Source organism: Streptomyces diversicolor (assembly GCF_057537855.1).
The window spans coordinates 37,991-59,848 of record NZ_BAAJXA010000005.1; the positions used below are offsets into that span (position 1 = coordinate 37,991).

Genomic DNA, 21,858 nt, shown 5'->3' on the forward strand with positions numbered 1-21,858 from the left:
CTGGAGTGTTCGTTGTGGCTTGCGCGTCCGGTGTGTTCGGGTGCGCGCCCCTGTGCGTCTGCGTCATCGCGATTCCTCCCCGCTCGCGCCCCCCGATGCGCCATGGCGCAGCGCACGTTATGCGTTCGCTCGGGTGCTCGACGGGGAGTCCGGGGATTGTCACTCGAACGTGGACCTCCGGGTCACCCCTTTCCCCGGCGTGGCCCGGCTGCGATGATCGGAGCGTCGGTGAGTTAACCCGCGTTAACCGGAGGGTGCCATGAGCGAGGAGCGGTTCGGGGAGTTCGTACGGGTGCGGCGGCACGGCCATGTCGCGGAGCTGGTGCTGGACCGGCCCAAGGCCATGAACGCCGTGTCCACGGACATGGCCCGCTCCATCACGGCGGCCTGTGCCGCGCTGGGCGCCGACCGGGACGCGCGGGTGGTGGTGCTGACCTCGTCGCACGAGCGCGCGTTCTGCGTGGGGGCCGACCTCAAGGAGCGGAACTCCTTCAGTGACGCGGACCTGGTGCGGCAGCGCCCCGTCGCGCGGGGCGCCTACACCGGCGTACTGGAGCTGCCCATGCCGACGATCGCCGCCGTGCACGGCTACGCGCTGGGCGGCGGCTTCGAACTGGCCTTGTCCTGTGACCTGATCGTGGCCGACGGCACGGCCGTGGTCGGGCTGCCCGAGGTGTCCGTGGGGGTCATCCCGGGCGGGGGCGGCACCCAGCTGCTGCCCCGCCGGGTCGGTGCGGCGCGGGCGGCCGAGCTGATCTTCTCGGCGCGGCGGGTCCCGGCGGCCGAGGCGCGTGAGCTGGGGCTGGTGGACCAGGTGGTGGACGAGGGCCGGGACCGCGAGGAGGCGCTGGCCTTGGCGGGCCGGATCGCCGGCCACTCGCCCGTCGGCCTGCGCGCGGCCAAGCGGGCGCTGCGGCTCGGGCACGGGCTGGATCTGCGGGCCGGGCTGGAGGTCGAGGACGCGGCCTGGCGCTCGGTGGCGTTCTCCGGGGACCGCGCGGAAGGGGTCGCCGCGTTCAACGAAAAACGCACGCCCCAATGGCCGGGCGAGTAAGAGAAGCAAGCCGCACGAGCCGGCCTGCCCTCCACCGGCCGCCCTGCCGCTCCGGGAAGCACCCGCCGCTCCCAAGAAGACCCGCTGGTGTGGGAGGCCATCGGCTGCTCCCGGGTGAGGCCGCTGGTGTCGGGGGACTACTGGCCCCGGGTGAGGCCGCTGGCGTCGGGGGACTACTGGCCCCAGGTGAGATCCGCCCTCGGGGGGCACCCACTGGCTCCGGGTGAGATCCGCCCTCGGGGGACACCCACTGGCCCCGGGTGAGATCCGCTCGCCTCGGGGGACGCCTCCCGGCCCGGATGAGATCCGCCGCCCTCGGGGCGGATCCGCCGCTCCCGGGGCCCACCCATCGCTCGCGGGGCCATCTTCGTCCCGGGCATCCGCCCCCGGAAGACACCTACCGCCCCCGGAAGGCACCTACCGCCCCCGGAAGGCACCTACCGCCCCCCGAAGACACCCACCGCCCCCGGAAGACTCCGCCGCTTCGGAAAGGCACCCGTCGCCCCCAGGGAGTATCCGTCGCTTCCCCTGAGGCACCTGTTCGGCATAACAATGTCCCTGTTCGTACCAAACGTCCCTAACCTGGAGTGATGGGTGAGGACAAGCGGCTGGCGGCCGTCGTGGCGTTGGCCCAGGGGATGGCGGCGGCGCACGCGCCGGCGGAGTCCTGGCAGGCGGCGGCGAGCGGTGCCTGCCGGGCGCTGGACGGGAGCTTCGCCGCGCTGTCGGTGTGGGAGCGCGACCGGGGCCGGCTGCGAGTCCTCGTGAACGTGGGGGAGCGGGCCCCGGACGAGGAGGAGTTCCCGGAGAACGAGACCTACCCGGTGCACCAGTTCCCCGAGATCACCGAGTTCCTGCACGAGCGGTGGGCGCTCGGCGGCGGCCCGCACGCCTGGGTGGAGACCGCCGAGGGAACCGCGGCCGGGCGCCCCGGCTACTTCCACCGGCGGGTCACCGCGCTGCGCCGCCGCGGGCGCGGCTGTTGCGTCGTCGCGCCGATCGTGCTGCACGGCCGCGCCTGGGGCGAGCTGTATGTGGCCCGGGCCACGGGGGCGCCGGTCTTCGACCGGGCCGACGCGGGCTTCGCCACCGTACTGGCGGCGGTCGTCGCCGCCGGGATCGCGCAGACCGAGCAGCTGGAGGAGGCCCGGCGGCTCGCGTTCACCGACGCGCTCACGGGGCTCGCCAACCGCCGGGCCGTCGACATGCGGCTCGACGAGGCCGTCGAGCGGCACCGCGCGGAGGGCGTGGTGGTGAGCCTCTTGGTGTGCGACCTCAATGGGCTCAAGCGGGTCAACGACACCTGTGGGCACGCCGTCGGCGACCGCCTCCTCGAACGCTTCGGCTCGGTGCTCTCGTTGTGCGGGGCGATGGTGCCGGGCGCCCTGGTGGCCCGTCTGGGCGGCGACGAGTTCTGTCTGCTCGCGGTCGGGCCGCCCGCCGACGACGTGGTGAAGGCCGCGGACGAACTGTGCCGTCGCGCCGCGGACTTGGAGCTGGGGGAGGGGGTGGCGTGCGGGGTCGCCTCGACCGCGGACGCGATCGGTCCGGTGCGTTCCGCGCGCCGGCTGTTCCGGCTCGCGGACGCGGCCCAGTACCGGGCCAAGGCGGAGCGCGCCGAGCGGCCGGTGGTCGCGGGGCGGGAGGGCCCGGACGATCCGGTCGTACGGCTGGCCGACGAGCCGTCGCCCGCGCGTGCCGAACGGCGCCGCTTCCGCGGACGCCAACCGTGAGGCGGTGGCGCCGACGGCTCCTCCGGGGCACCCCTCGCGGGGCTCTCCTCGGTAAGGGGCGAACCCGGTCCCCACTAGTGACAGTGTGACATTCAATGCGTACGCTCCTGAATATGGATATGCATACTGTGGTGGTGGGGACGTCCGGCGTCACCGCGTCCGACGTCCTCGCCGTGGCACGGGGCGACGCCCGGGTCGAACTCGCGCCCGAGGCGGTGGCGGCCCTCGCGGCGGCCCGCGAGATCGTGGACGCGCTGGCGGCCGAGCCGGATCCGGTCTACGGCGTCAGCACCGGCTTCGGCGCCCTGGCGACCCGGCACATCGGCCCGGAACTCCGCGCCCGACTACAGCGCAACATCGTCCGCTCGCACGCCGCCGGCATGGGCCCGCGGGTGGAGCGGGAGGTCGTACGGGCCCTGACGTTCCTGCGGCTGCGGACCCTGTGCTCGGGGCACACGGGCGTGCGGCCCGAGGTCGCGCAGACCGTGGCCGACGTGCTGAACGCGCGGATCACCCCGGTCGTCCACGAGTACGGCTCGCTCGGCTGCTCCGGCGACCTGGCCCCGCTGTCGCACTGCGCGCTGACCCTCATGGGCGAGGGCGACGCCGAGGGACCCGACGGGACCGTACGGCCCGCGGGCGACCTGCTCGCCGAGCACGGCATCCGGCCCGTGGAACTGCGTGAGAAGGAGGGTCTTGCCCTCCTCAACGGCACCGACGGCATGCTCGGCATGCTGATCATGGCCCTCGCCGACCTCGACACCCTCTACAAGTCCGCCGATGTCACCGCGGCCCTGTCGCTGGAGGCCCTGCTCGGCACGGACAAGGTGCTCGCGCCCGAACTGCACGCCATCCGGCCGCACCCCGGCCAGGCCGCGAGCGCCGCCAACATGCTCGCCGTGCTCAAGGGCTCCCAGCTGACCGGCCTGCCCCGGGTGGCCGGCGCCGCCCGCAGCGGGGCGACCGCCATCCCGTACGAGGAGCCGCGAGTCCAGGACGCCTACTCCGTGCGCTGCGCCCCGCAGGTCGCGGGCGCCGGGCGGGACACCGTCGCGCACGCGCGTCTCGTCGCCGAGCGGGAACTCGCCGCGGCCGTCGACAATCCGGTGGTCCTGCCCGACGGGCGCGTGGAGTCCAACGGCAACTTCCACGGCGCCCCGGTCGGCTACGTCCTCGACTTCCTCGCCATCGCCGCCGCCGACCTCGCGTCGATCGCCGAGCGCCGTACCGACCGGCTGCTCGACAAGAACCGCAGCCACGGCCTGCCGCCGTTCCTCGCGGACGACCCCGGCGTCGACTCCGGGCTCATGATCGCCCAGTACACCCAGGCGGCCCTGGTCAGCGAGATGAAGCGGCTGGCCGTGCCCGCCTCGGCGGACTCCATCCCGTCCTCCGCCATGCAGGAGGACCATGTGTCCATGGGCTGGTCGGCCGCGCGCAAGCTGCGTACCGCCGTCGACCATCTGAGCCGGGTCATCGCCGTCGAGCTGTACGCGGCGACCCGGGCGCTGGAGCTGCGCGAGGGAAGGGCACCGGCGCCCGCGTCGCAGGCGGCCGTCGAGGCGGTGCGGGCGGCGGGCGTGGGCGGTCCCGGTCCCGACCGGTTCCTGGCGCCCGACCTGGCGGCGGCGGACGCGTTCGTGCGCGGCGGGGGGCTCGTCGCCGCGGTGGAGGCGGTCACCGGGCCGCTGCGGTAGCCGGCGTGCGGGGGCCCGGCATCCGTCCGGGCTCCCGACGGCACCCCGCGGTACGGCGGGCGCCGGTCAAAGAAGCGTCAAGCGGGCCTAAAAACCGAGCCGTTCACGGCGTACGGAGTAGCCCACGAAGCCGGCGCCGAGGGCGAGGAGCACGGTGCCGCCGACGACGTACGGCGTGGTGTCGAAGCTGCCGGTGTCGGCCAACTCGACACCGTCCGCGGCCGGTGCGTCCGCCGAGTCCATCGAGCCCGTCGAGTCCATCGAGTACGCCGAGTCCGTAGCGGACACAGCCCTGGCCTGCTGGGTGGTCTGCGCCGCCGGGGACTGCGTTCTCGCCGGGGCGTCCGGTGTCGCGTTCGCGGACGGGACGAACCACAGGGCGCCCAGGAGGGTGCCCGCGGCGGTGGCGGTCAGCAGCGGACGGCGAGCGGATGACACGGAATATCGATCCCCTTGTGACGCTGGCGAATTGGCCGTGCGGGGCGATGTTAGTGAAAGTCGCGGGTCACAGGAAAGTCACGGGAGGTTTCGGTCGTACGCTCCCGCCATGAGCACTCCAGAGACATCACGTTTTGTGCGCCTTCGCGTGGAGCTGGTCCTCGAAGTGGAGGACGCGGACGCCGTGACCAAGGCCGCCGTGCGCCGGGTCGCCGACGATCCGGAGATGCCGGATGCGGAACGCGCGCACGCCGAGGACGCTGTGACGGAAGACACCGCCGAGGCCCTTGCCTATCTTGTCGATCCGTTCGACCTGGTCAGCAAGGTGCCGGGGGTCGAACTCCAGCAGGCGTCCTGGTCGAGCGAGCGGACCGAGTACGACCCGGATTCGCCGGACTGGGACCTGGACGAGGATGATGGCGGGGGCGACGAGGAAGACGACGGCATCGGCTGAGCGTTCCGGGGGAATTCATGACCCCGGACGGCAACCGCCGTCCGGGGTTTCGTCGTCTCACAGGGCGCACGGACCGAAGCTCGCACCACCCCGCTCCGGCGAACGTGGTGCGCCCCACACATCCGAAGGGTGTGGAACGGGATGAAACGGTCGTAGCGTTGAAGGCTCTTGACAGGGTTCTCGGGGTATTCGCGGATCGGCAACGATGGAGAAATGTGTGATTACGGACAGTAAGCGGCGCAAGGGTCTACTGACCGCGTCCGCTCTGCTCGGTGGTGTGCTGGTGCTCACGGGGTGCTCCGGCGGCGATGCCAAGGCCGAGGGCGGCAAGGACACCTCGCAGGCGAAGGTGGACGAGGCGGCGGCCAAGAAGACGTCCGTGGCCCAGATCACGATCACACCCAAGGACGGCTCGAACAACGCCTCCATCAACAACTCCGCCGCCGTCACGGTGGCCAAGGGCACCCTGACGAATGTGACGATGACCACGGCCGACGGCACGGACGTCCAGGGCGAGCTGTCCGCCGACCGGATGAGCTGGAAGCCAAGCGCCCAGCTGGAACGCTCCACCACCTACAAGGTGGCCGCCGAGGCCAAGGACTCCGAGGGCCGCATCGCCCACGAGAACGCGTCCTTCACCACGGTCTCCCCGGACAACAGCTTCATAGGCAGCTTCACTCCGGAGGACGGCTCCACCGTCGGCGTCGGCATGCCCGTGTCGATCAACTTCGACAAGGCGATCACCAACAAGGCCGCCGTCCAGAAGGGCATCACCGTCACCTCAAGCAGCGGCCAGGAGGTCGTCTGCCACTGGTTCAACGCCAACCGCATGGACTGCCGTCCGCAGGACTACTGGACCGAGAACTCCACCGTCACCCTGAAGCTCGCCCTCGACGGCGTCGAGGGCGCGAGCGGCGTCTACGGCGTGCAGCAGAAGACGGTCTCCTTCCACATCGGCCGCAACCAGATCTCGTACGTCGACGCGCAGACCAAGCAGATGAAGGTCACGCAGGACGGCAAGACCGTCAAGACCATCCCGATCTCGGCCGGTTCGCCCGACAACAAGACCTACGAAGGCATCATGGTGATGTCCGAGAAGTTCAAGGAGACGCGCATGAACGGCGCGACCGTGGGCTTCACCGACGACGACGGCAAGGGCGAGTACGACATCAAGGACGTGCCGCACGCCATCCGTCTCACCAATTCCGGCACCTTCGTGCACGGCAACTACTGGGGCGCGAAGTCCATCTTCGGCGCGGTCAACACCAGCCACGGCTGTGTCGGCCTGTCCGACACCAAGGGAGCCAACGACCCGAACACGGCGGGCTCGTGGTTCTACAACAACTCGATCATCGGTGACGTCGTGGTCGTCCAGAACACCGGTGACAAGACCGTCGCCCCGGACAACGGCCTCAACGGCTGGAACATGGACTGGGCCCAGTGGAAGGCGGGTTCGGCCGTCTGAGCCACGACGCGCCACCCCACCGCTCGACCGATGCCGCCCCCGACCCCCGCGGGCGGCATCACCCGTCCCCACCCCTCGCCCCCGTCCCTGGTCCTTGGCTCTCGTCCTCGGCCCTTGGCCCTCAATCCCTGGCCCTTGACCCTTGGCCCCCGGTCCTTGGCCCTTGGCCCCCGGTCCCTGGCCCCCGGTCCCGGTCCTTGGCCCTTGGCCCCTGGCCCTTGGCTCTCGGTCCCTGGCCCGGTCCTTGGCCCTTGGTCCTCGGTCCTTGGCCCTTGGTCCTCGGTCCCTGGCCCTCGGTCCTCGGCCCTGGCCCTTGGCCGCGGTCCCCGGCCCTTGACCCACGGCCCTCGGTCCCTGGCCCTCGGCCCTGGCCCTTGGCCCTCGTTCCCCGGTCCCCGGCCCCGGTCCTTGGCCCCAGTCCTCGGCCCCTGGCCCCAGTCCTCGGTCCCTGGCCCGGTCCTTGGCCCTCGGTCCTTGACCCGCGGCCCTTGGTCCTTGGCCCCGGTCCCCGGCCCTTGACCCGCGGCCCTTGGTCCTCGGTCCCTGGCCCTTGGCCCCCGGCCCCCCTCGGGTCCTCGGCCCTTGACCCCCGACCCTCGGCCTTGACCCCCGGCCCCCCGGCCCCCCGGTCCTCGGCCCCTGGCCCCCGGCCCCTGGCCCTCGGCCCTGACCTCTGGCTCCTGGCCCCGGCGTCGCGGGGGTCGGTGCCGCGGGGGTCCGTGCGGGCTTCTCATGTGTCTCTTATCGCGGCCTTATGCAGTCATCAGGGTCCGTCCCTAGCTTGCGGCCCATGTTCTTCACCTACCTGAGGCGCGAACTGCGCCGCCGCAGAAAGGCGGCCCTGGTCGTCGCCTCCGGACTCGCGCTGGGCATCGCGCTCGTCATCGTCGTCACCTCCGTGTCCAACGGCATGGGCAAGGCACAGGACAAGGTCCTCCAGTCGCTCTACGGCCTCGGCACGGACATGACCGTCACCAAGGCGTCGGAACCGAGCACCAGCAGCTCACAGCGCCCGCGCTTCCAGTTCGACGCCCGCGGCAGCGACGACGACTCGAAGCAGAGCAGCGACCGGGTCATGGTGCAGGGCTTCACCACGCTGGCCTCATCGACCGTCTCCGAGGTCGCCGACCAGCAGGGCGTGTCGAGCGCCGTCGGCGGGCTCAGCCTCAACGTGTTCAAGGTCAGCGGCCAGTTCACCCGCGGCCAGTTCCAGCAGAACCAGCAGGGCGGCGGCATGCCCGGCGGCGAGCAGGGCGGCGGCAGCGGCCGGCCGCAGGGCGAGGTCCGCGGCGGCGGCGCCGACTTCGACATCAACCAGTACACGGTCTACGGCACCGACGTCACCCGGACCGGCCTCGGCCCGCTGACCTCCTCGAAGATCACCAGCGGCCGCACCTTCAAGACCACCGAGACCGACGCCAAGGTGGCGGTCGCCGACTCCGCGTACGCCAAGGAGAAGAAGTACAAGGTCGGCAGCACCGTCACCGTCAAGGACGTCAAGTACGAGGTGATCGGCATCGCCACCGCCGACAGCGGTGACGCGGCGGCCAACCTGTACATCCCGCTCAAGCAGGCGCAGACACTGGCGGACCAGAAGGACAAGGTCACCACCATCTACGTCAAGGCGGCCGACTCCCAGCAGATCGACGCCGTCAAGAGCGCCATCCAGAAGAACGTCTCCGGCACCACCGTCACCACCTCCGCCGACCTCGCCAAGACCGTCTCCGGTTCGCTGTCCACCGCCTCCAGCCTCGCCACCAGCGTCGGCAAGTGGCTGTCGATCGCGGTGCTCGTGGCCGCGTTCCTGGTGGCCGGTCTGCTCACCTCCTCCGCCGTCTCGCGGCGGGTGCGCGAGTTCGGCACGCTCAAGGCGCTGGGCTGGACGTCGGGCCGGGTGACCCGGCAGGTGGTCGGCGAGGCCGTCGTCAACGGACTGGTCGGCGGCGCGCTCGGCATCGCGGTCGGCCTCGTGGGCGCCTACGTCGTCACCGCGATCAGCCCGACCCTTGAGGCGCAACTCGGCAGCGCCGCCGGCCAGGCGGGCGGCCCGGGCGGCGGCGGGGGCGGCGGGGCCTTCATGGGCGGTCCCGGCCGGCAGGCCGCGAAGTCCCTGGAGGTCGCGCTCACCGCGCCGGTCAGCGTCACCACCATCGCCGTGGCGGTCGCCCTGGCCGTCGCCGGCGGGCTGATCGCGGGCGCCTTCGGCGGATGGCGGGCGTCCCGGCTGCGTCCCGCGGACGCGCTGCGGCGGGTCGAGTAGGCGCGGCGCCAGCCGGCGGCCCGGCCCACCGACCCCACTCTCACCCGTATTCCAGGAGTTGTTCCACCCATGTACGAACTCACCGGCGTCACCAAGCGCTACACGCGCGGCAAGGACACCGTCCACGCCCTCGACGGCGTCGACCTGACCATCGGGGACGGTGACCGGCTGGTCATCCAGGGCCCCACCGGCGGCGGCAAGTCGACGCTGCTGCAGATGCTCGGCGGCCTGGACCGGCCCAGTTCCGGAGAGGTGGTCCTCGACGGCGTCGACCTGGCCAAGCTGCCCGAAGCGCGGCTGACCCGGGTGCGCAGCGAGAGCATCGGCTTCGTCTTCCAGTCCTTCAACCTGATCCCGACGCTCACCGCGCAGGAGAACGTCGAGACGGCGCTCGTCCCGCTCGGCGTGAGGTCGGCGGACCGGCGCGAACGTGCCGCGCAGGCACTGAAGTCGGTCGGGCTCGGCGAGCGGCTCGGACATCTGCCGTCCGAGATGTCCGGCGGTCAGCAGCAGCGCGTCGCCATCGCCCGGGCGCTCGTCAAGCAGCCGAAGGTGCTGCTCGCCGACGAACCCACCGGCAACCTCGACGAGGGCATGCGTGACGAGATCATGGATGTGCTCGAACGCATGTGGAAGGAGCATGGGTTGACGTTCATCATGGTCACCCACGACTCCTCGATCGCCCGCAAGGCCCCGCGTCTCGCGACCCTTCGCAAGGGAAAGATCACCGTGAAGGAGAACACGGGCGCCTGATGGGGCGGAGGCCGTATAGCACCGGGCCCAGGTGTTCAACCGCGCGGTTTGGTAACGGTGTTCCGTCCGCGCCGTAACACTTTCCCGGTACGCTTCTCACCTTTCTCTCATCTCTTGAGTCCGCTGAACACCCCCCGGCATACTGCGTGTTCCGGGGGGTTGACGCGCATGCGTACGAGATGTCCCCCGGCCGGGTGAACGGGGAATTCGCCCGGTACTCCATCTCCCAGGGGGAGTCTTGCGCAGACAAGTGAAAACCGCGGCGGCGGCCACCGTGGCCACCGCCGCTGCCGTTGCCCTCGCCGCGGGAATGACCAGCCCGGCATCGGCGAAGCCCGAGCAGCAGCGCGCGGCCGGCGCCGCCTCCTCGCTCACGGCCAAGCACCGCGTCACCCTGATCACCGGTGACCGGGTCGCCGTGGACGCCAAGGGCCGCATCGTCGGCCTGGACCGCGCCAAGGGACGCGAACACATACCCGTCGAGATCCGCAAGGCCGACGGGCACACCCTGGTCATACCCGCCGACGCGGCCCGCCTGGTCGCCTCCGGCACGCTGGACCAGCGGCTGTTCGACGTCACCGAACTCAACAAGGCCGCCACCCGCAAGGCACAGCGCAACGGCCTGAAGGTCATCGTCGGCTACCGCGGCACGGCCGGCGCGGCCAAGGCCGACGTCCGTGACGCGGGCACCCTCAGGCACAGCCTGAAGTCCCTCAACGCGGACGCGGTGCAGACCCCGGTCAAGGACACCCCGGCGCTGTGGGACGCCGTCACCAACGGCGACCGAACCGCCTCCGGCATCGCACACGTCTGGCTGGACGGCGTCCGCAAGGCAAGCCTCGACAAGTCCGTGCCGCAGATCGGCGCCCCCACCGCGTGGGCGGCCGGCTACACCGGCAAGGGCGTCAAGATCGCCGTCCTGGACACCGGCGTCGACACCACCCACCCGGACCTGAAGAACCAGGTCGTCGAGTCCAAGAACTTCACCCCGGCCGCCGACGCCACCGACCACTTCGGCCACGGCACGCACGTCGCCTCCATCGCGGCCGGCACCGGCGCCAAGTCGGGCGGCACCTACAAGGGCGTCGCCCCCGACGCGAAGATCCTCAACGGCAAGGTGCTGGACGACACCGGCTCCGGCGACGACTCCGGCATCCTCGCCGGCATGGAGTGGGCGGCCCAGCAGGGCGCCGACGTCATCAACCTGAGCCTCGGCGGCTACGACACCCCCGAGATCGACCCGCTTGAGGCCGAGGTCAACAAGCTCTCCGCGGAGAAGGGCATCCTGTTCGCGATCGCCGCGGGCAACGAGGGCCCCGAGTCGGTCGGTTCGCCGGGCAGCGCGGACGCCGCGCTCACCGTCGGCGCCGTCGACGACAAGGACGCCCTCGCCGACTTCTCCTCCACCGGACCGCGCAACGGCGACGGCGCCATCAAGCCCGACGTCACCGCGCCCGGCGTCGACATCACCGCCGCCGCGGCCCCCGGCAGCGTCATCGACAAAGAGGTCGGCGAGAAGCCGCCCGGCTACCTGACCATCTCGGGTACGTCGATGGCCACCCCGCACGTCGCGGGCGCCGCCGCGCTCCTCAAGCAGCAGCACCCCGACTGGGGCTACGCCGAACTGAAGGGCGCCCTGACCGCCTCGACCAAGGGCGGCAAGTACACGCCGTTCCAGCAGGGTTCGGGCCGCATCCAGGTCGGCAAGGCCATCAAGCAGTCCGTGATCGCCGAACCGGTGTCGCTGAGCTTCGGCACCCAGCAGTGGCCGCACACCGACGACCAGCCGGTCACCAAGCAGCTGACGTACCGCAACCTCGGCGACAAGGACGTCACCCTCGACCTGGCCGCCACCGCCACCGACCCCAAGGGCCAGGCGGCCCCGGCGGGCTTCTTCACGCTCGGCGCGACCAAGGTCACCGTCCCCGCGGGCGGCACGGCCTCCGTCGCCCTCACCGCCGACACCCGGCTGGGCGGCACCCTCGACGGCGCCTACTCGGCGTATGTGACGGCCACCGGCGGCGGCCAGAGCGTGCGCACGGCCGCAGCGGTGCAGCGCGAGGTCCAGTCCTACGACCTCACGCTGAAGCTCATCGGGCGCGACGGCAAGCCGGCCCCGTACTACAGCGCCGACCTGACCGGTGTCTCCGGCCTGGCCAAGGACAAGTGGCTCAGCCCGTACGACGCCTCCGGCACGGTCAAGGTGCGCGCGCCCAAGGGCACGTACGTCCTCAACTCCGCGGTCTTCGGCGACCCCGAGGACGCCGCCAAGGGCGTCGACTGGATCGCGCAGCCGAAGCTGAGCGTCACCAAGAACCAGACGGTCACGCTGGACGCGCGCAAGGCCAAGCCGGTGGACATCACCGTCCCCGCCGCCGCCAAGTCCGAGTTCGCGATGCCCGAGTTCGACATCCAGACGAACGACGGCGTGTACGGCTACGGCTGGTTCCTGGACTCCTACGAGAACTTCCGCACCGCCGGTCTCGGCCCGCAGATCACCGACGGCTCGCTGTACCAGCAGTGGGACGGGCACTGGAGCAAGGGCGCCAAGGAGCAGTACGACATCACCCGCGGCGCCTCCGTCAAGCAACTCGCCACCGGCTACACCAAGCACTACAAGGCGTCCGAACTGGCCACGGTGAAGGTCGCCATGGGCGCGGCGGCGAGCGGCAAGAAGGGCGTGATCGGCGCGTACGGCTGGCTGCCGGGCGGCACCGGATCCTCCTCCATCGGCATCCAGCAGTCCCTCCCGGGCACCCGCACCCTGCACCTGTCCGCGCAGGGCGGCGTGCAGTGGCAGTTCGACTTCCAGCAGGACGGCGGCGTCGACGCGGAGGGCTTCCCGATCGGCGAGGCGTACTACACGCTGGGCGGGCCGCAGACCCTCAAGGCCGGCAAGAGCTACTCGAAGACCGTCAACAAGGCGGTGTTCGGGCCGCGCCTCAACACCGAGTTCGGCCTGTTCCGCGAAGGCAACCAGATCTACGGCTCGGTGCCGCTGTTCGCGGACGGCGCCAAGAACGCCGGCTCCTCGAAGTTCACCTCGGTGACCACGACCCTGTACCGGGGCAGCACCAAGGTGGGCTCCAACGACGACCCGCTGTTCGGTGAGAAGACCTTCAAGGTCCCCTCCGGTGACGCCCAGTACAAGCTGACCACCTCGGTGAAGCGGAGCGTCAAGGTCGCCGCGGCCTCCACACGGATCGACGCGAGCTGGACCTTCCGCTCGAAGAAGCCGACCGGCAGCACGATCGCCAAGCTCCCGGCCTCCACGGTCCGCTTCAACGCCAAGACCGGCCTGGACAGCCGGGTCACGGCCGGCCAGAAGGCCACCTTCCCGGTCACCGTCGAGGGCGCGGCCGCGGGCCGCAACCTGAAGTCCCTCACGGTGTACGTGTCGTACGACTACGGCCAGACCTGGAAGAAGGTCGACGTCAAGCACGGCAAGATCACCGTGAAGAACCCGGCCAAGGGGAAGGCCATCTCCTTCCACGCCAAGATCGCCGACAAGAAGGGCAACAAGTCGACGATCTCCATCTACAACGCGTACTACGCCAAGTAGCCGCCTGGTAACCGCACCCACCAGGGGCATGACGGACCCGGTCCGTCATGCCCCTGCGTGCTGTCACGGCGACGACGACGGCACACGGGCGGCGTCCCGGCCCCAGCTGGCCAGCAGGCGCAGCCCGTCCGCCGACGCGGAACCCGGCTCCGCGTGGTAGGCGACCACCGACTGGCCGCCGCCGCCGGTCACCTTGAACGTCTCGAAATTCAGCGACAGCTCCCCGACCAGCGGATGGTGCAGCCGCTTGACCCCATGGGTCTTCTCCTGGACGTCGTGCCGCGCCCACAGCTCCCGGAACTCCGCGCTCTTCACGGACAGCTCGCCGACCAGCGCGGACAGCCGCGGATCGTCGGGATAGCAGCCCGCGTCCATGCGCAGGGTGCACACGATGTCGATCGCCTTCTGCTCCCCAGTCGACGAACAGATCCCGGTACTCGGGCCGCAGGAACACCAGCCGGGCCCAGTTGCGCTCGCCCGCCGGCAGCTCCGCCCAGTCGCCGAAGACCGCCGCCGCCATCCGGTTCCACGCCAGGATCTCCGAGCGCCGCCCCACCACGTACGCCGGTACGCCGTCCATCGTGTCCAGCAGCTGGGTCAGCGCGGGCCGCACCTGCTGGGCCCGCCCCAGCGCCTTCTTCTTGTGCTGCTTGCCCTTGGCGAGGTGCGTCAGATGCGCCTGCTCGGCGTCGTCCAGCCGCAGCGCCCGCGCGATCGCGTCCAGCACCTCGGCCGACACGTTCCGCCCGTTGCCCTGCTCCAGCCGTGTGTAGTACGCCACCGACACCCCGGCCAGCTGGGCCAGCTCCTCGCGGCGCAGTCCGGGCACCCGGCGGTGCCGGCCGAAGTCCGGCAGCCCCACGTCCTGCGGCTTCAGCCGGGCCCTCCTGGTGCGCAGGAACTCGCTCAGCTCGGCGCGCCGGTCCAGCGGACGGCCTGCGGATTCGGGCTGTTCGTCCATGGCCCCAGTATCGGCCGTATTCCATGGTCGTACGTCCCTGTTCCTGACCCCGCCAGTAGTAGGCACGCCGGTCGTAGGCAGAAGCGTGACCTGGGCGGACGTCCACCGCTGCGGCACGCTGGACGTCGTACCCGGCCGGAAGGCAGCCGGGCACCACCCCCCTGCTAGGAGAGACAACGGCATGACCACTGTTGCTGCGTACGCCGCTCCCGCCGCGAAGGCCCCCCTGGAGCGGACCACGATCGAACGGCGCGCGGTCGGTGAGTTCGACGTCCTGATCGACGTCAAGTTCGCCGGTATCTGCCACTCCGACATCCACCAGGCCACCGAGGGCTGGGGCACCGCGATCTTCCCGATGGTGCCCGGCCACGAGATCGCCGGTGTCGTCTCCGAGGTCGGCCCCGGCGTGACCAAGTACGCCGTCGGCGACCGCGTGGGCGTCGGCTGCATGGTCGACTCGTGCCGCGTCTGCGACAACTGCAAGGCCGGCCTGGAGCAGTACTGCGTCAAGGGCCCGACCTGGACGTACAACGGTGTCGGCAAGGACGGCGAGCCCACCTATGGTGGCTACTCGCAGAAGATCGTGGTCGACGAGAACTACGTCGTCCGCATCCCCGACGGCCTCGCCCTGGACGTGGCCGCGCCCCTGCTGTGCGCGGGCATCACCACCTACTCCCCGCTCAAGTACTGGAACGCCGGCCCCGGCAAGAAGGTCGCCGTCGTCGGCTTCGGCGGTCTCGGGCACATGGGCGTCAAGATCGCGCACGCGCTGGGCGCGGAGGTCACCGTCCTGTCCCAGTCCCTGCGCAAGCAGGACGACGGCCGCCGGCTGGGCGCCGACCACTACCACGCCACCAGCGACCCGGAGACCTTCCAGAAGCTGAAGGGCACCTTCGACGTCATCCTGAACACCGTCTCCGCGCCGTTCGACTTCGCCCCGTTCCTGGCCCTGCTGCGCACCGGCGGCGCCATGGTGAACGTCGGCCTGCCCGAGGAGCCCGTCGAGATCACGCTGTCCTCGCTGTTCGGCAACCGCCGCTCGGTGACCAGCTCCAACATCGGCGGCATCGCGGAGACCCAGGAGATGCTGGACTTCTGCGCCGAGCACGGCCTGGGCGCCGAGATCGAACTGATCCGCGCCGACGAGATCAACGACGCGTACGCGCGCGTCCTGGCCAGCGACGTCCGCTACCGGTTCGTGATCGACACCACCACCATCTGACGGCCCGGCCCGGCCCGGACCGGACGGCCCGGCCCCTGGAGCCGGTGCCCCGGCGCTGACTTAAGCAAGCCTTGCCTTGGTTTGTGCCGGGGTATGTTGGTGGTGAGGAGGTCCCTACGATGACCGTGAACCTGAACCACACCATCGTCGCCGCGCGGGACAAGCGGGCCTCGGCCAAGTTCCTCGCCGACATCCTCGGGCTCCAAGTCAGCCCGGACTTCGGTCCGTTCACGCCCGTCGAGATACCCAACGGCGTGACGCTGGACTTCATGGAGACGCACGACGACACCATCGCCCGGCAGCACTACGCCTTCCTCGTCTCCGAGGAGGACTTCGACGCGATATTCGCCCGCATCGAAGACGCCGGGCTGACCTTCTGGGCCGACCCGGCACACCAGCGCCCCGGGCAGATCAACACCAACGACGGCGGTCGCGGGACGTACTTCGAGGACCCCAGCGGCCACAACCTGGAAATCCTCACCCGGCCGTACGGCAGCGGAGGCTGAGCCGGGAAGAGCAAGCACCGGCACCGGCACGGGCGCCGCGGCGGGCGCGGACGGCGCCGCGTCCGGCGGCGCGAGTGCCCGGCCGGCGCCGCGGGAACCGGGGAGCGAGAACCCGGAGAACCGGGAAGCGAAAGCCCGGAAGAAAACAGGACGGCGCTGTCACATTCCCTCGCCGGGGCGGTTCATAGCCGCAGGAGGGGCCCGCAGGAGGCCCACTCGACCCGACGAGGGAGCAGCCATGACGGCGTCGTCAACGTCACCCATCCTGGTCACCGGCGGAACGGGCACCCTGGGCGGCCATGTCGTACCGCTGCTGCGGGCGGCCGGCCACGAGGTGCGGATCCTCACCCGCGGGCCCCGGCCGTCCGCGGACGGCATCACCTATCTCACCGGCGACCTGCTGGCCGACGAGGGCATCGAGACGGCGGTGGCGGGAGCCCGCACGGTGCTGCACCTGGCGGGCGGCCCCAAGGGCGACGACGTGGCGACCCGCGCCCTGGTGCGGGCCGCGTCGGCCGCCGGCGTACGCCACCTCGTGTACATCTCCGTCATCGGCGCGGACCGCGTCCCGCTGGCCTGGCTGCGCTCGAAGCTGGACGCGGAGCGGGCGATCGCCGAGTCCGGCATCCCGTGGACGACACTGCGGGCGGCCCAGTTCCACGACCTGGCCCTCACCATGGTCGAGAAGATGACGAAGCTGCCCGTGCTGCCGGTCCCCGGCGGGCTGCGCCTGCAACCGGTCGACTCCCGCGAGGTGGCGGCCCGGCTGGTGGATCTGACCCTCGGCGCCCCCGCCGGCCTGGTCCCGGACCTGGCGGGCCCCCGATGCTACGACCTGGCCGCCCTGTCCCGCCCGTACCTCGACCTGCGCGGCCGGCGCCGGCGCCCGACCCTGCCGGTCCGCATCCCCGGGAAGGCGGGACGCGCCTACCGGGCCGGCGCCAACCTCACCCTGGAGGGCGCGCAGACCGGCAAGCGCACCTGGGAGGACTTCCTGGCGGAGCGGCTGGGATAGCGAAGTCACCGCCGGCACGGGGCGGTTGGAGCGGCGCGCCGGCAGATCGTCGCGGCTGTCGCCGCGTGTCCGGCCGCGTCGCGTGTGCGGCCGCGTGGCGGACGGGGCAAGCAACACGCGCACGCCCTGCGGATTGATTCCGCTCATCACGTGCCGGAGGCCATGCCGTGTCCGTACCGCCGGGAGGCGCGTTCACCGTGGCCGTTCGCCGACGGCACCGGGACGACCGCGGACGCGGTCCCGCGGGACAGGACGGCGATCCCGGCCCCGTGGCGGTCAGTTCGGCAACGACGCCGGACTGCCGCCGTTCGCCTCGAACCCCGCCACCGCCAGCGCCCGGTACACGGCGAACTCCGCGGCCGGATCGGCGGACAGCGTCCAGGGCAGCGCGCCCACATGCCCGTCCACATGCACCAGCTCGTTCATGGCCTCCGCCCAGCGCTCGGCGCGGACCAGGAAGAAGACCAGCAGGTGACGCACGTGGGCCAGCATCGGGTCGTCGGGGCGGGCCGCGTGCACCGCGTACAGCGCGCCGTGCATCGCCTTCGTGACGACCTCGCTCTGATAGAAGCCGCTGACCAGGTTCACCTCGGGAAGGTGCTCGAAGACCGCGAACAGGGGCATCGCGGCCAGCAGGGAGCCCTGCGGAGCACGGGCCGCGGCGGCCTCGGCGAAGGAGTACGCCAGCTCACGCGAGCCGTGCCACTTCTCGCACCAGTAGTGCAGGGCCGCGAGATGGGCGCCCATGTGGGTCGGGGCGCGGTCCAGGATCTTCAGCCACAGCTGCTCGAACTCCTCCCGCGGATACGCCAGTCCGCGGGCCACCGACAGCTCGATGATGTACGGGATCGGGTCCCCGGGCGCCAGCAGGGCCGCCTGCCCGCAGGCGTCCCTGGCCTCCTCCATGATGATCCGGAAGTCGTCCGTGCCCGGCGTGGACGTACGCCACGCCTGCTGCACCAGGAACTCCGCGTGCACCGCGGCGCCGCCCGCGTCCTTGGGCTGCTCGGCCCGCCACACCCGCAGCCACTGGCCGCCCGGCGTCTCGCTGACCCCGCCGGGCCGCTGCTGCAACTCCAGCGCCGCCGCGCCCGCGAAGGCCTGCACGCGCTGCCAGCGCTGCTCGCCCGCCGCCTCGGTGCCGGCCAGCAGCTGGGATGCCGCCCGGTAGTCCTGGGTGCGCTGCACCAGGTCGAGGACGTCCAGGAGGTCCTGGTCGGGGCCGGGCATCCGGATGTCCAGGTCCTCCTCGCGCACGAAGCCGTAGTTCGCCGGATCCGCCGCGTCCGGGTGGTCCGGCGAGACGCGCTCGATCACCCCACGCCTGCGCCGCAGGAGCGGGAGCACCACGAAGCTCAGCATGAGCAGCGCCATCAGGACCCAGAGAATCGCCATGCCTCAAGCGAACCAGACCCCCCCGACAATTGGCCAACCCACCCCGTTGCCAATGGCTGCCGCCCCGGTCGGCAGCGCCCGGTAGGGGCGCGGGGAACTGCGCGACAAGCCACGATGTCGCCGCAGACAACCGACGACACAGCGCGGCACATCCCGCGGAGCGCTCCGCGCGCCGCAGGCGATCGCTAGGGAAAACCCTTCGGTTCGGGCGGGGTCAGGCGTGGCCCGGTGGCTGAAGGCGCGGGCGCACTACGCTCGGGAGCCATGAGCGACAGGCACATCAGTCAGCACTTCGAGACCCGTGCGATCCACGCGGGCAACACCGCCGACCCCCTGACCGGCGCGGTCGTCCCGCCGATCTACCAGGTCTCGACCTACAAGCAGGACGGCGTGGGCGGGCTGCGCGGCGGCTACGAGTACAGCCGCAGCGCCAACCCCACCAGGACCGCCCTGGAGGAGAATCTTGCCGCGCTGGAGGGCGGCCGCCGCGGCCTCGCCTTCGCGTCCGGCCTGGCCGCCGAGGACGCCCTGCTGCGTACGCTGCTCACCCCCGGCGACCACGTGGTCATCCCCAACGACGCGTACGGCGGTACCTTCCGCCTCTTCGCGAAGGTCGTCGCCCGCTGGGGGGTGGAATGGTCCGTCGCCGACACCAGCGATCCGGCCGCCGTACGAGCCGCCCTCACTCCGAAGACCAAGGCCGTCTGGGCGGAGACCCCCTCCAACCCGCTGCTCGGCATCACCGACATCGCCGCCGTCGCCCAGGTCGCGCACGACGCGGGCGCGCGGCTCGTCGTGGACAACACCTTCGCCACCCCCTACCTCCAGCAGCCGCTCGCGCTCGGCGCCGACGTGGTGGTGCACTCGCTCACCAAGTACATGGGCGGCCACTCGGACGTCGTCGGCGGCGCACTGATCGTGGCCGACCAGGGACTCGGCGAGGAACTCGCGTTCCACCAGAACGCGATGGGCGCGGTCGCCGGCCCCTTCGACTCCTGGCTGGTGCTGCGCGGCACCAAGACGCTCGCGGTGCGCATGGAGCGGCACAGCGAGAACGCCACGAGGATCGCCGACATGCTCGGCCGCCACGCGCGCGTGACACGCGTCCTGTACCCCGGTCTGCCGGACCACCCCGGTCACGAGGTCGCCGCCAAGCAGATGAGGGCGTTCGGCGGCATGGTCTCCTTCCAGGTCGAGGGCGGCGAGGAGGCGGCCGTCGAGGTCTGCAACCGCGCCAAGGTGTTCACGCTCGGCGAGTCCCTGGGCGGCGTCGAGTCGCTGATCGAGCACCCCGGCCGGATGACGCACGCCTCCGCGGCAGGCTCGGCCCTGGAGGTCCCCGCCGACCTGGTACGCCTCTCCGTGGGCATCGAGAACGTCGAAGACCTCCTGGAAGACCTCCAGCAGGCCCTGGACTGAGCGCCGGATCCGGCAAAGGACGCCGCGGTCCGGCAGCGCCCCCGGAAGGGGCGCGGGGGCTGTATCGATGTGCGGCTCCGCCGCGGGCGCGACCGGCCACGATGTCGCCGCAGACAACCGACGGCACAGCGCGGCACATTCCGCGGAGCGCTTAGCGTGTCGTACGGGCGGGTCCGGTGAAGGACGCTGCGGTCCGGCAGCGCCCCCGGAAGGGGCGCGGGGAACTGCGCGACCGGCCACGACGGTGCCGCAGACGACTGACGACACAACGCGGCACATCCGGCGGAGCGCTTAGCAGTGCCCCGAAAGGGGCGCGGGGGCTGTATCGATGTGCGGCTCCGCCGCGGGCGCGACCAGCCACGACGGTGCCGCAGACAACCGACGGCACAGCGCGGCCCATCCAGCGGAGCGCTCACGCGCTCACGGACTCACCAGCCCGTGAGCGGTGGAGTCGTCTGGGACGGCGGCTCCACCCAGGGGCGCGCCGTCGCCGCCCAGACCGTGAAGGCGACGGCCGCCGCCAGCAGGACCAGCCACAGCAGGCGCCGGGCGGCGGTCCTGCGCCGCAGCATGCGGCTGCCGCGCCGTACGACCTCCGTGTGCAGGTCAGCCGGCACCGTGGGCGGCGGCATCCGCTCCATGATCCGCCGTGCGGCGGCCTCCCGCTCGGGCCGGTTCACCCGCGCCCCCGCATGCTCGCCCGCCTCATGACGCCGCCACCTTCGCGACGGCCGCCGCCGCGCCCTCATGCGGCGGGTGCAGCAGCGTGGTCATCGCCCGTTCGCAGATCGCGCGGACCCGCTCCACCGACAGGCCGAGCAGGGCCGCCGCCTGTTCCTCGGCGACGCCCTCGTACAACCTCAGGACGAGGATCAGCCGCTCCCGCGGGCCGAGCACCGCCACCGGGCTCGCGGGATGCGGGCGGGCCCGCCCGAAGCCGCCGTACCGGTGCCAGGCCGAACGCGCGAAACGGATGGCGAGCTGCTGGCGGGCACGGTCGTAGGGATCGTCGCCGCGCAGCCGGTCCCAGCACGCGTACGTGTGCGCGAGCGCCAGGGTCAGCAGGCGCCGCGCGCGCGGATTGTCGTCGGGCGCCTCGGCGGTGAGCAGCGTCGCGGCATGCAGCAACCGCCCTGCCGCGCCCGCGACGAACGCCTCGAACTCCCGGGCCCGGCGGGCGCCCTGGGACGCCTGCCGATCTCGCACCGCGCCTCCCCCTTGGCGGGGTCCCGTCCGGCACGCCGGGATGCGGCACCCGGTCGACCGCGGGACCCCGGTCTCATATGAGGACAGCGACGGCCCAAGGTCAAGACTCCGGCGTCAGGACGTCTGCGAAGTCTCCGCAGCCGGCACCCCGGACGTCGTCATCCGGGCGGACAGCGCACCGTTGAAGCGCGTCAGGAGCGCGCAGAACGTCTCGCGCTCCTCCGGAGCCCAGTCGTGTGTCAGCTCGGCCATCAGCTGACGCCTGGACGAGCGCACCTCCTCCAGCCGGGACGCCCCGCGCGGCGACAGCTGGAGCACCACCGCCCGTCCGTCCTCGGGATGCGAGGTCCGCTTGACGAGCCCGGTGTCGACCAGCGGAGCCACCTGCCGGGTCACCGTGGACGAGTCGATCCCCATGCTCGCGGCAAGCGCCTTGACGCCCATCGGGCCTTCCTGGTCGAGGCGGTTGAGCAGCAGATACGCGGCGCGGTCCATGGAGTTGCGCACCTGTCCGACGCCACCGAGACGGGTCTGCTCCGCACGGCGGGCGAACACCGCCACCTGGTGCTGGAGCGTGTCGAGAAGACCGGTGTCACCGACGGTCGTCATGTCCATCGACATTTCAGGTGTTGTGGGCATGGCCGGGGGCTCACTTCATGAGGGCTGCTGGGATGGGGGACAGGGTACGCGGCCCGGGGGTGGACCGTACCGGCGCTGC

Annotated in this window: 17 protein-coding genes and 1 pseudogene; 12 read left to right on the forward strand and 6 right to left on the reverse strand. The window is 71.6% G+C overall.

Features of this window, described 5'->3' with window-relative positions; genetic code table 11:
- Positions 1-259 precede the first annotated feature (259 nt).
- The 3 genes from AC27LF_RS07225 to hutH all read left to right on the forward strand — a co-directional run bounded on the left by AC27LF_RS07225 (position 260) and on the right by hutH (position 4,484).
- On the forward strand, positions 260-1,054 hold the full coding sequence (locus AC27LF_RS07225; protein WP_479656723.1) for an enoyl-CoA hydratase/isomerase family protein: 795 nt from the start codon (positions 260-262) through the stop codon (positions 1,052-1,054).
- A gap of 590 nt (positions 1,055-1,644) precedes the next feature.
- Positions 1,645-2,787, forward strand: coding sequence for a GGDEF domain-containing protein (locus tag AC27LF_RS07230; protein WP_479656724.1), 1,143 nt, complete (start codon positions 1,645-1,647; stop codon positions 2,785-2,787).
- 119 nt (positions 2,788-2,906) lie between these two features.
- Positions 2,907-4,484 (forward strand): histidine ammonia-lyase, encoded by a 1,578-nt coding sequence (gene hutH / locus AC27LF_RS07235; RefSeq protein WP_479656807.1) that lies wholly within the window; start codon positions 2,907-2,909, stop codon positions 4,482-4,484.
- Positions 4,485-4,571: 87 nt separating this feature from the next.
- On the opposite strand, the gene AC27LF_RS07240 is transcribed toward hutH, so the two are convergent.
- Entirely contained in the window at positions 4,572-4,922 is a 351-nt protein-coding gene (locus AC27LF_RS07240; protein ID WP_479656725.1) for an LPXTG cell wall anchor domain-containing protein, read from the reverse strand.
- A 109-nt stretch (positions 4,923-5,031) separates the two neighbouring features.
- Between AC27LF_RS07240 and AC27LF_RS07245 the strand changes: the two genes are divergently transcribed.
- The 5 genes from AC27LF_RS07245 to AC27LF_RS07265 all read left to right on the forward strand — a co-directional run bounded on the left by AC27LF_RS07245 (position 5,032) and on the right by AC27LF_RS07265 (position 13,416).
- Positions 5,032-5,376, forward strand: coding sequence for a hypothetical protein (locus tag AC27LF_RS07245; RefSeq protein ID WP_479656726.1), 345 nt, complete (start codon positions 5,032-5,034; stop codon positions 5,374-5,376).
- Positions 5,377-5,581: 205 nt separating this feature from the next.
- A complete protein-coding gene (locus tag AC27LF_RS07250) occupies positions 5,582-6,841 on the forward strand; it encodes a L,D-transpeptidase (RefSeq protein ID WP_479656727.1) in 1,260 nt (419 codons plus the stop codon).
- Positions 6,842-7,631: 790 nt separating this feature from the next.
- A complete protein-coding gene (locus AC27LF_RS07255; protein WP_479656728.1) occupies positions 7,632-9,101 on the forward strand; it encodes an ABC transporter permease in 1,470 nt (489 codons plus the stop codon).
- Positions 9,102-9,170: 69 nt separating this feature from the next.
- A complete protein-coding gene (locus AC27LF_RS07260) occupies positions 9,171-9,854 on the forward strand; it encodes an ABC transporter ATP-binding protein (RefSeq protein WP_479656729.1) in 684 nt (227 codons plus the stop codon).
- A 310-nt stretch (positions 9,855-10,164) separates the two neighbouring features.
- On the forward strand, positions 10,165-13,416 hold the full coding sequence (locus AC27LF_RS07265) for a S8 family peptidase (RefSeq protein ID WP_479656730.1): 3,252 nt from the start codon (positions 10,165-10,167) through the stop codon (positions 13,414-13,416).
- Positions 13,417-13,479: 63 nt separating this feature from the next.
- Here the strand turns inward: AC27LF_RS07265 and AC27LF_RS07270 are convergent.
- A pseudogene (locus tag AC27LF_RS07270) lies at positions 13,480-14,377 on the reverse strand (helix-turn-helix domain-containing protein).
- 181 nt (positions 14,378-14,558) lie between these two features.
- Here AC27LF_RS07270 and AC27LF_RS07275 point away from each other — a divergent pair.
- The 3 genes from AC27LF_RS07275 to AC27LF_RS07285 all read left to right on the forward strand — a co-directional run bounded on the left by AC27LF_RS07275 (position 14,559) and on the right by AC27LF_RS07285 (position 17,120).
- Positions 14,559-15,599, forward strand: coding sequence for an NAD(P)-dependent alcohol dehydrogenase (locus tag AC27LF_RS07275; protein ID WP_479656731.1), 1,041 nt, complete (start codon positions 14,559-14,561; stop codon positions 15,597-15,599).
- Positions 15,600-15,718: 119 nt separating this feature from the next.
- The gene (locus AC27LF_RS07280) at positions 15,719-16,105 is read left to right on the forward strand and encodes a VOC family protein (RefSeq protein ID WP_479656732.1); all 387 of its coding nucleotides are present in this window, start codon (positions 15,719-15,721) and stop codon (positions 16,103-16,105) included.
- Positions 16,106-16,343: 238 nt separating this feature from the next.
- Positions 16,344-17,120 carry an SDR family oxidoreductase gene (locus tag AC27LF_RS07285; RefSeq protein WP_479656733.1) on the forward strand — a complete coding sequence of 259 codons (777 nt, stop codon included), beginning with the start codon at positions 16,344-16,346 and terminating at the stop codon, positions 17,118-17,120.
- A 276-nt stretch (positions 17,121-17,396) separates the two neighbouring features.
- Here AC27LF_RS07285 and AC27LF_RS07290 read toward each other — a convergent pair whose 3' ends face one another.
- The gene (locus AC27LF_RS07290) at positions 17,397-18,515 is read right to left on the reverse strand and encodes a hypothetical protein (protein WP_479656734.1); all 1,119 of its coding nucleotides are present in this window, start codon (positions 18,513-18,515) and stop codon (positions 17,397-17,399) included.
- Between the two features lie 264 nt (positions 18,516-18,779).
- Between AC27LF_RS07290 and AC27LF_RS07295 the strand changes: the two genes are divergently transcribed.
- Positions 18,780-19,934: a cystathionine gamma-synthase gene (locus tag AC27LF_RS07295; RefSeq protein ID WP_479656735.1), complete on the forward strand. Its 1,155-nt coding sequence runs from the start codon at positions 18,780-18,782 to the stop codon at positions 19,932-19,934.
- Positions 19,935-20,362: 428 nt separating this feature from the next.
- Here the strand turns inward: AC27LF_RS07295 and AC27LF_RS07300 are convergent, their stop codons facing one another.
- From AC27LF_RS07300 to AC27LF_RS07310, 3 genes are all read right to left on the reverse strand, one after another.
- Positions 20,363-20,614: a hypothetical protein gene (locus AC27LF_RS07300; protein ID WP_479656736.1), complete on the reverse strand. Its 252-nt coding sequence runs from the start codon at positions 20,612-20,614 to the stop codon at positions 20,363-20,365.
- A 25-nt stretch (positions 20,615-20,639) separates the two neighbouring features.
- Positions 20,640-21,140, reverse strand: coding sequence for a sigma factor-like helix-turn-helix DNA-binding protein (locus AC27LF_RS07305; RefSeq protein WP_479656737.1), 501 nt, complete (start codon positions 21,138-21,140; stop codon positions 20,640-20,642).
- Between the two features lie 114 nt (positions 21,141-21,254).
- On the reverse strand, positions 21,255-21,761 hold the full coding sequence (locus AC27LF_RS07310; protein WP_479656738.1) for a MarR family winged helix-turn-helix transcriptional regulator: 507 nt from the start codon (positions 21,759-21,761) through the stop codon (positions 21,255-21,257).
- Positions 21,762-21,858 lie beyond the last annotated feature (97 nt).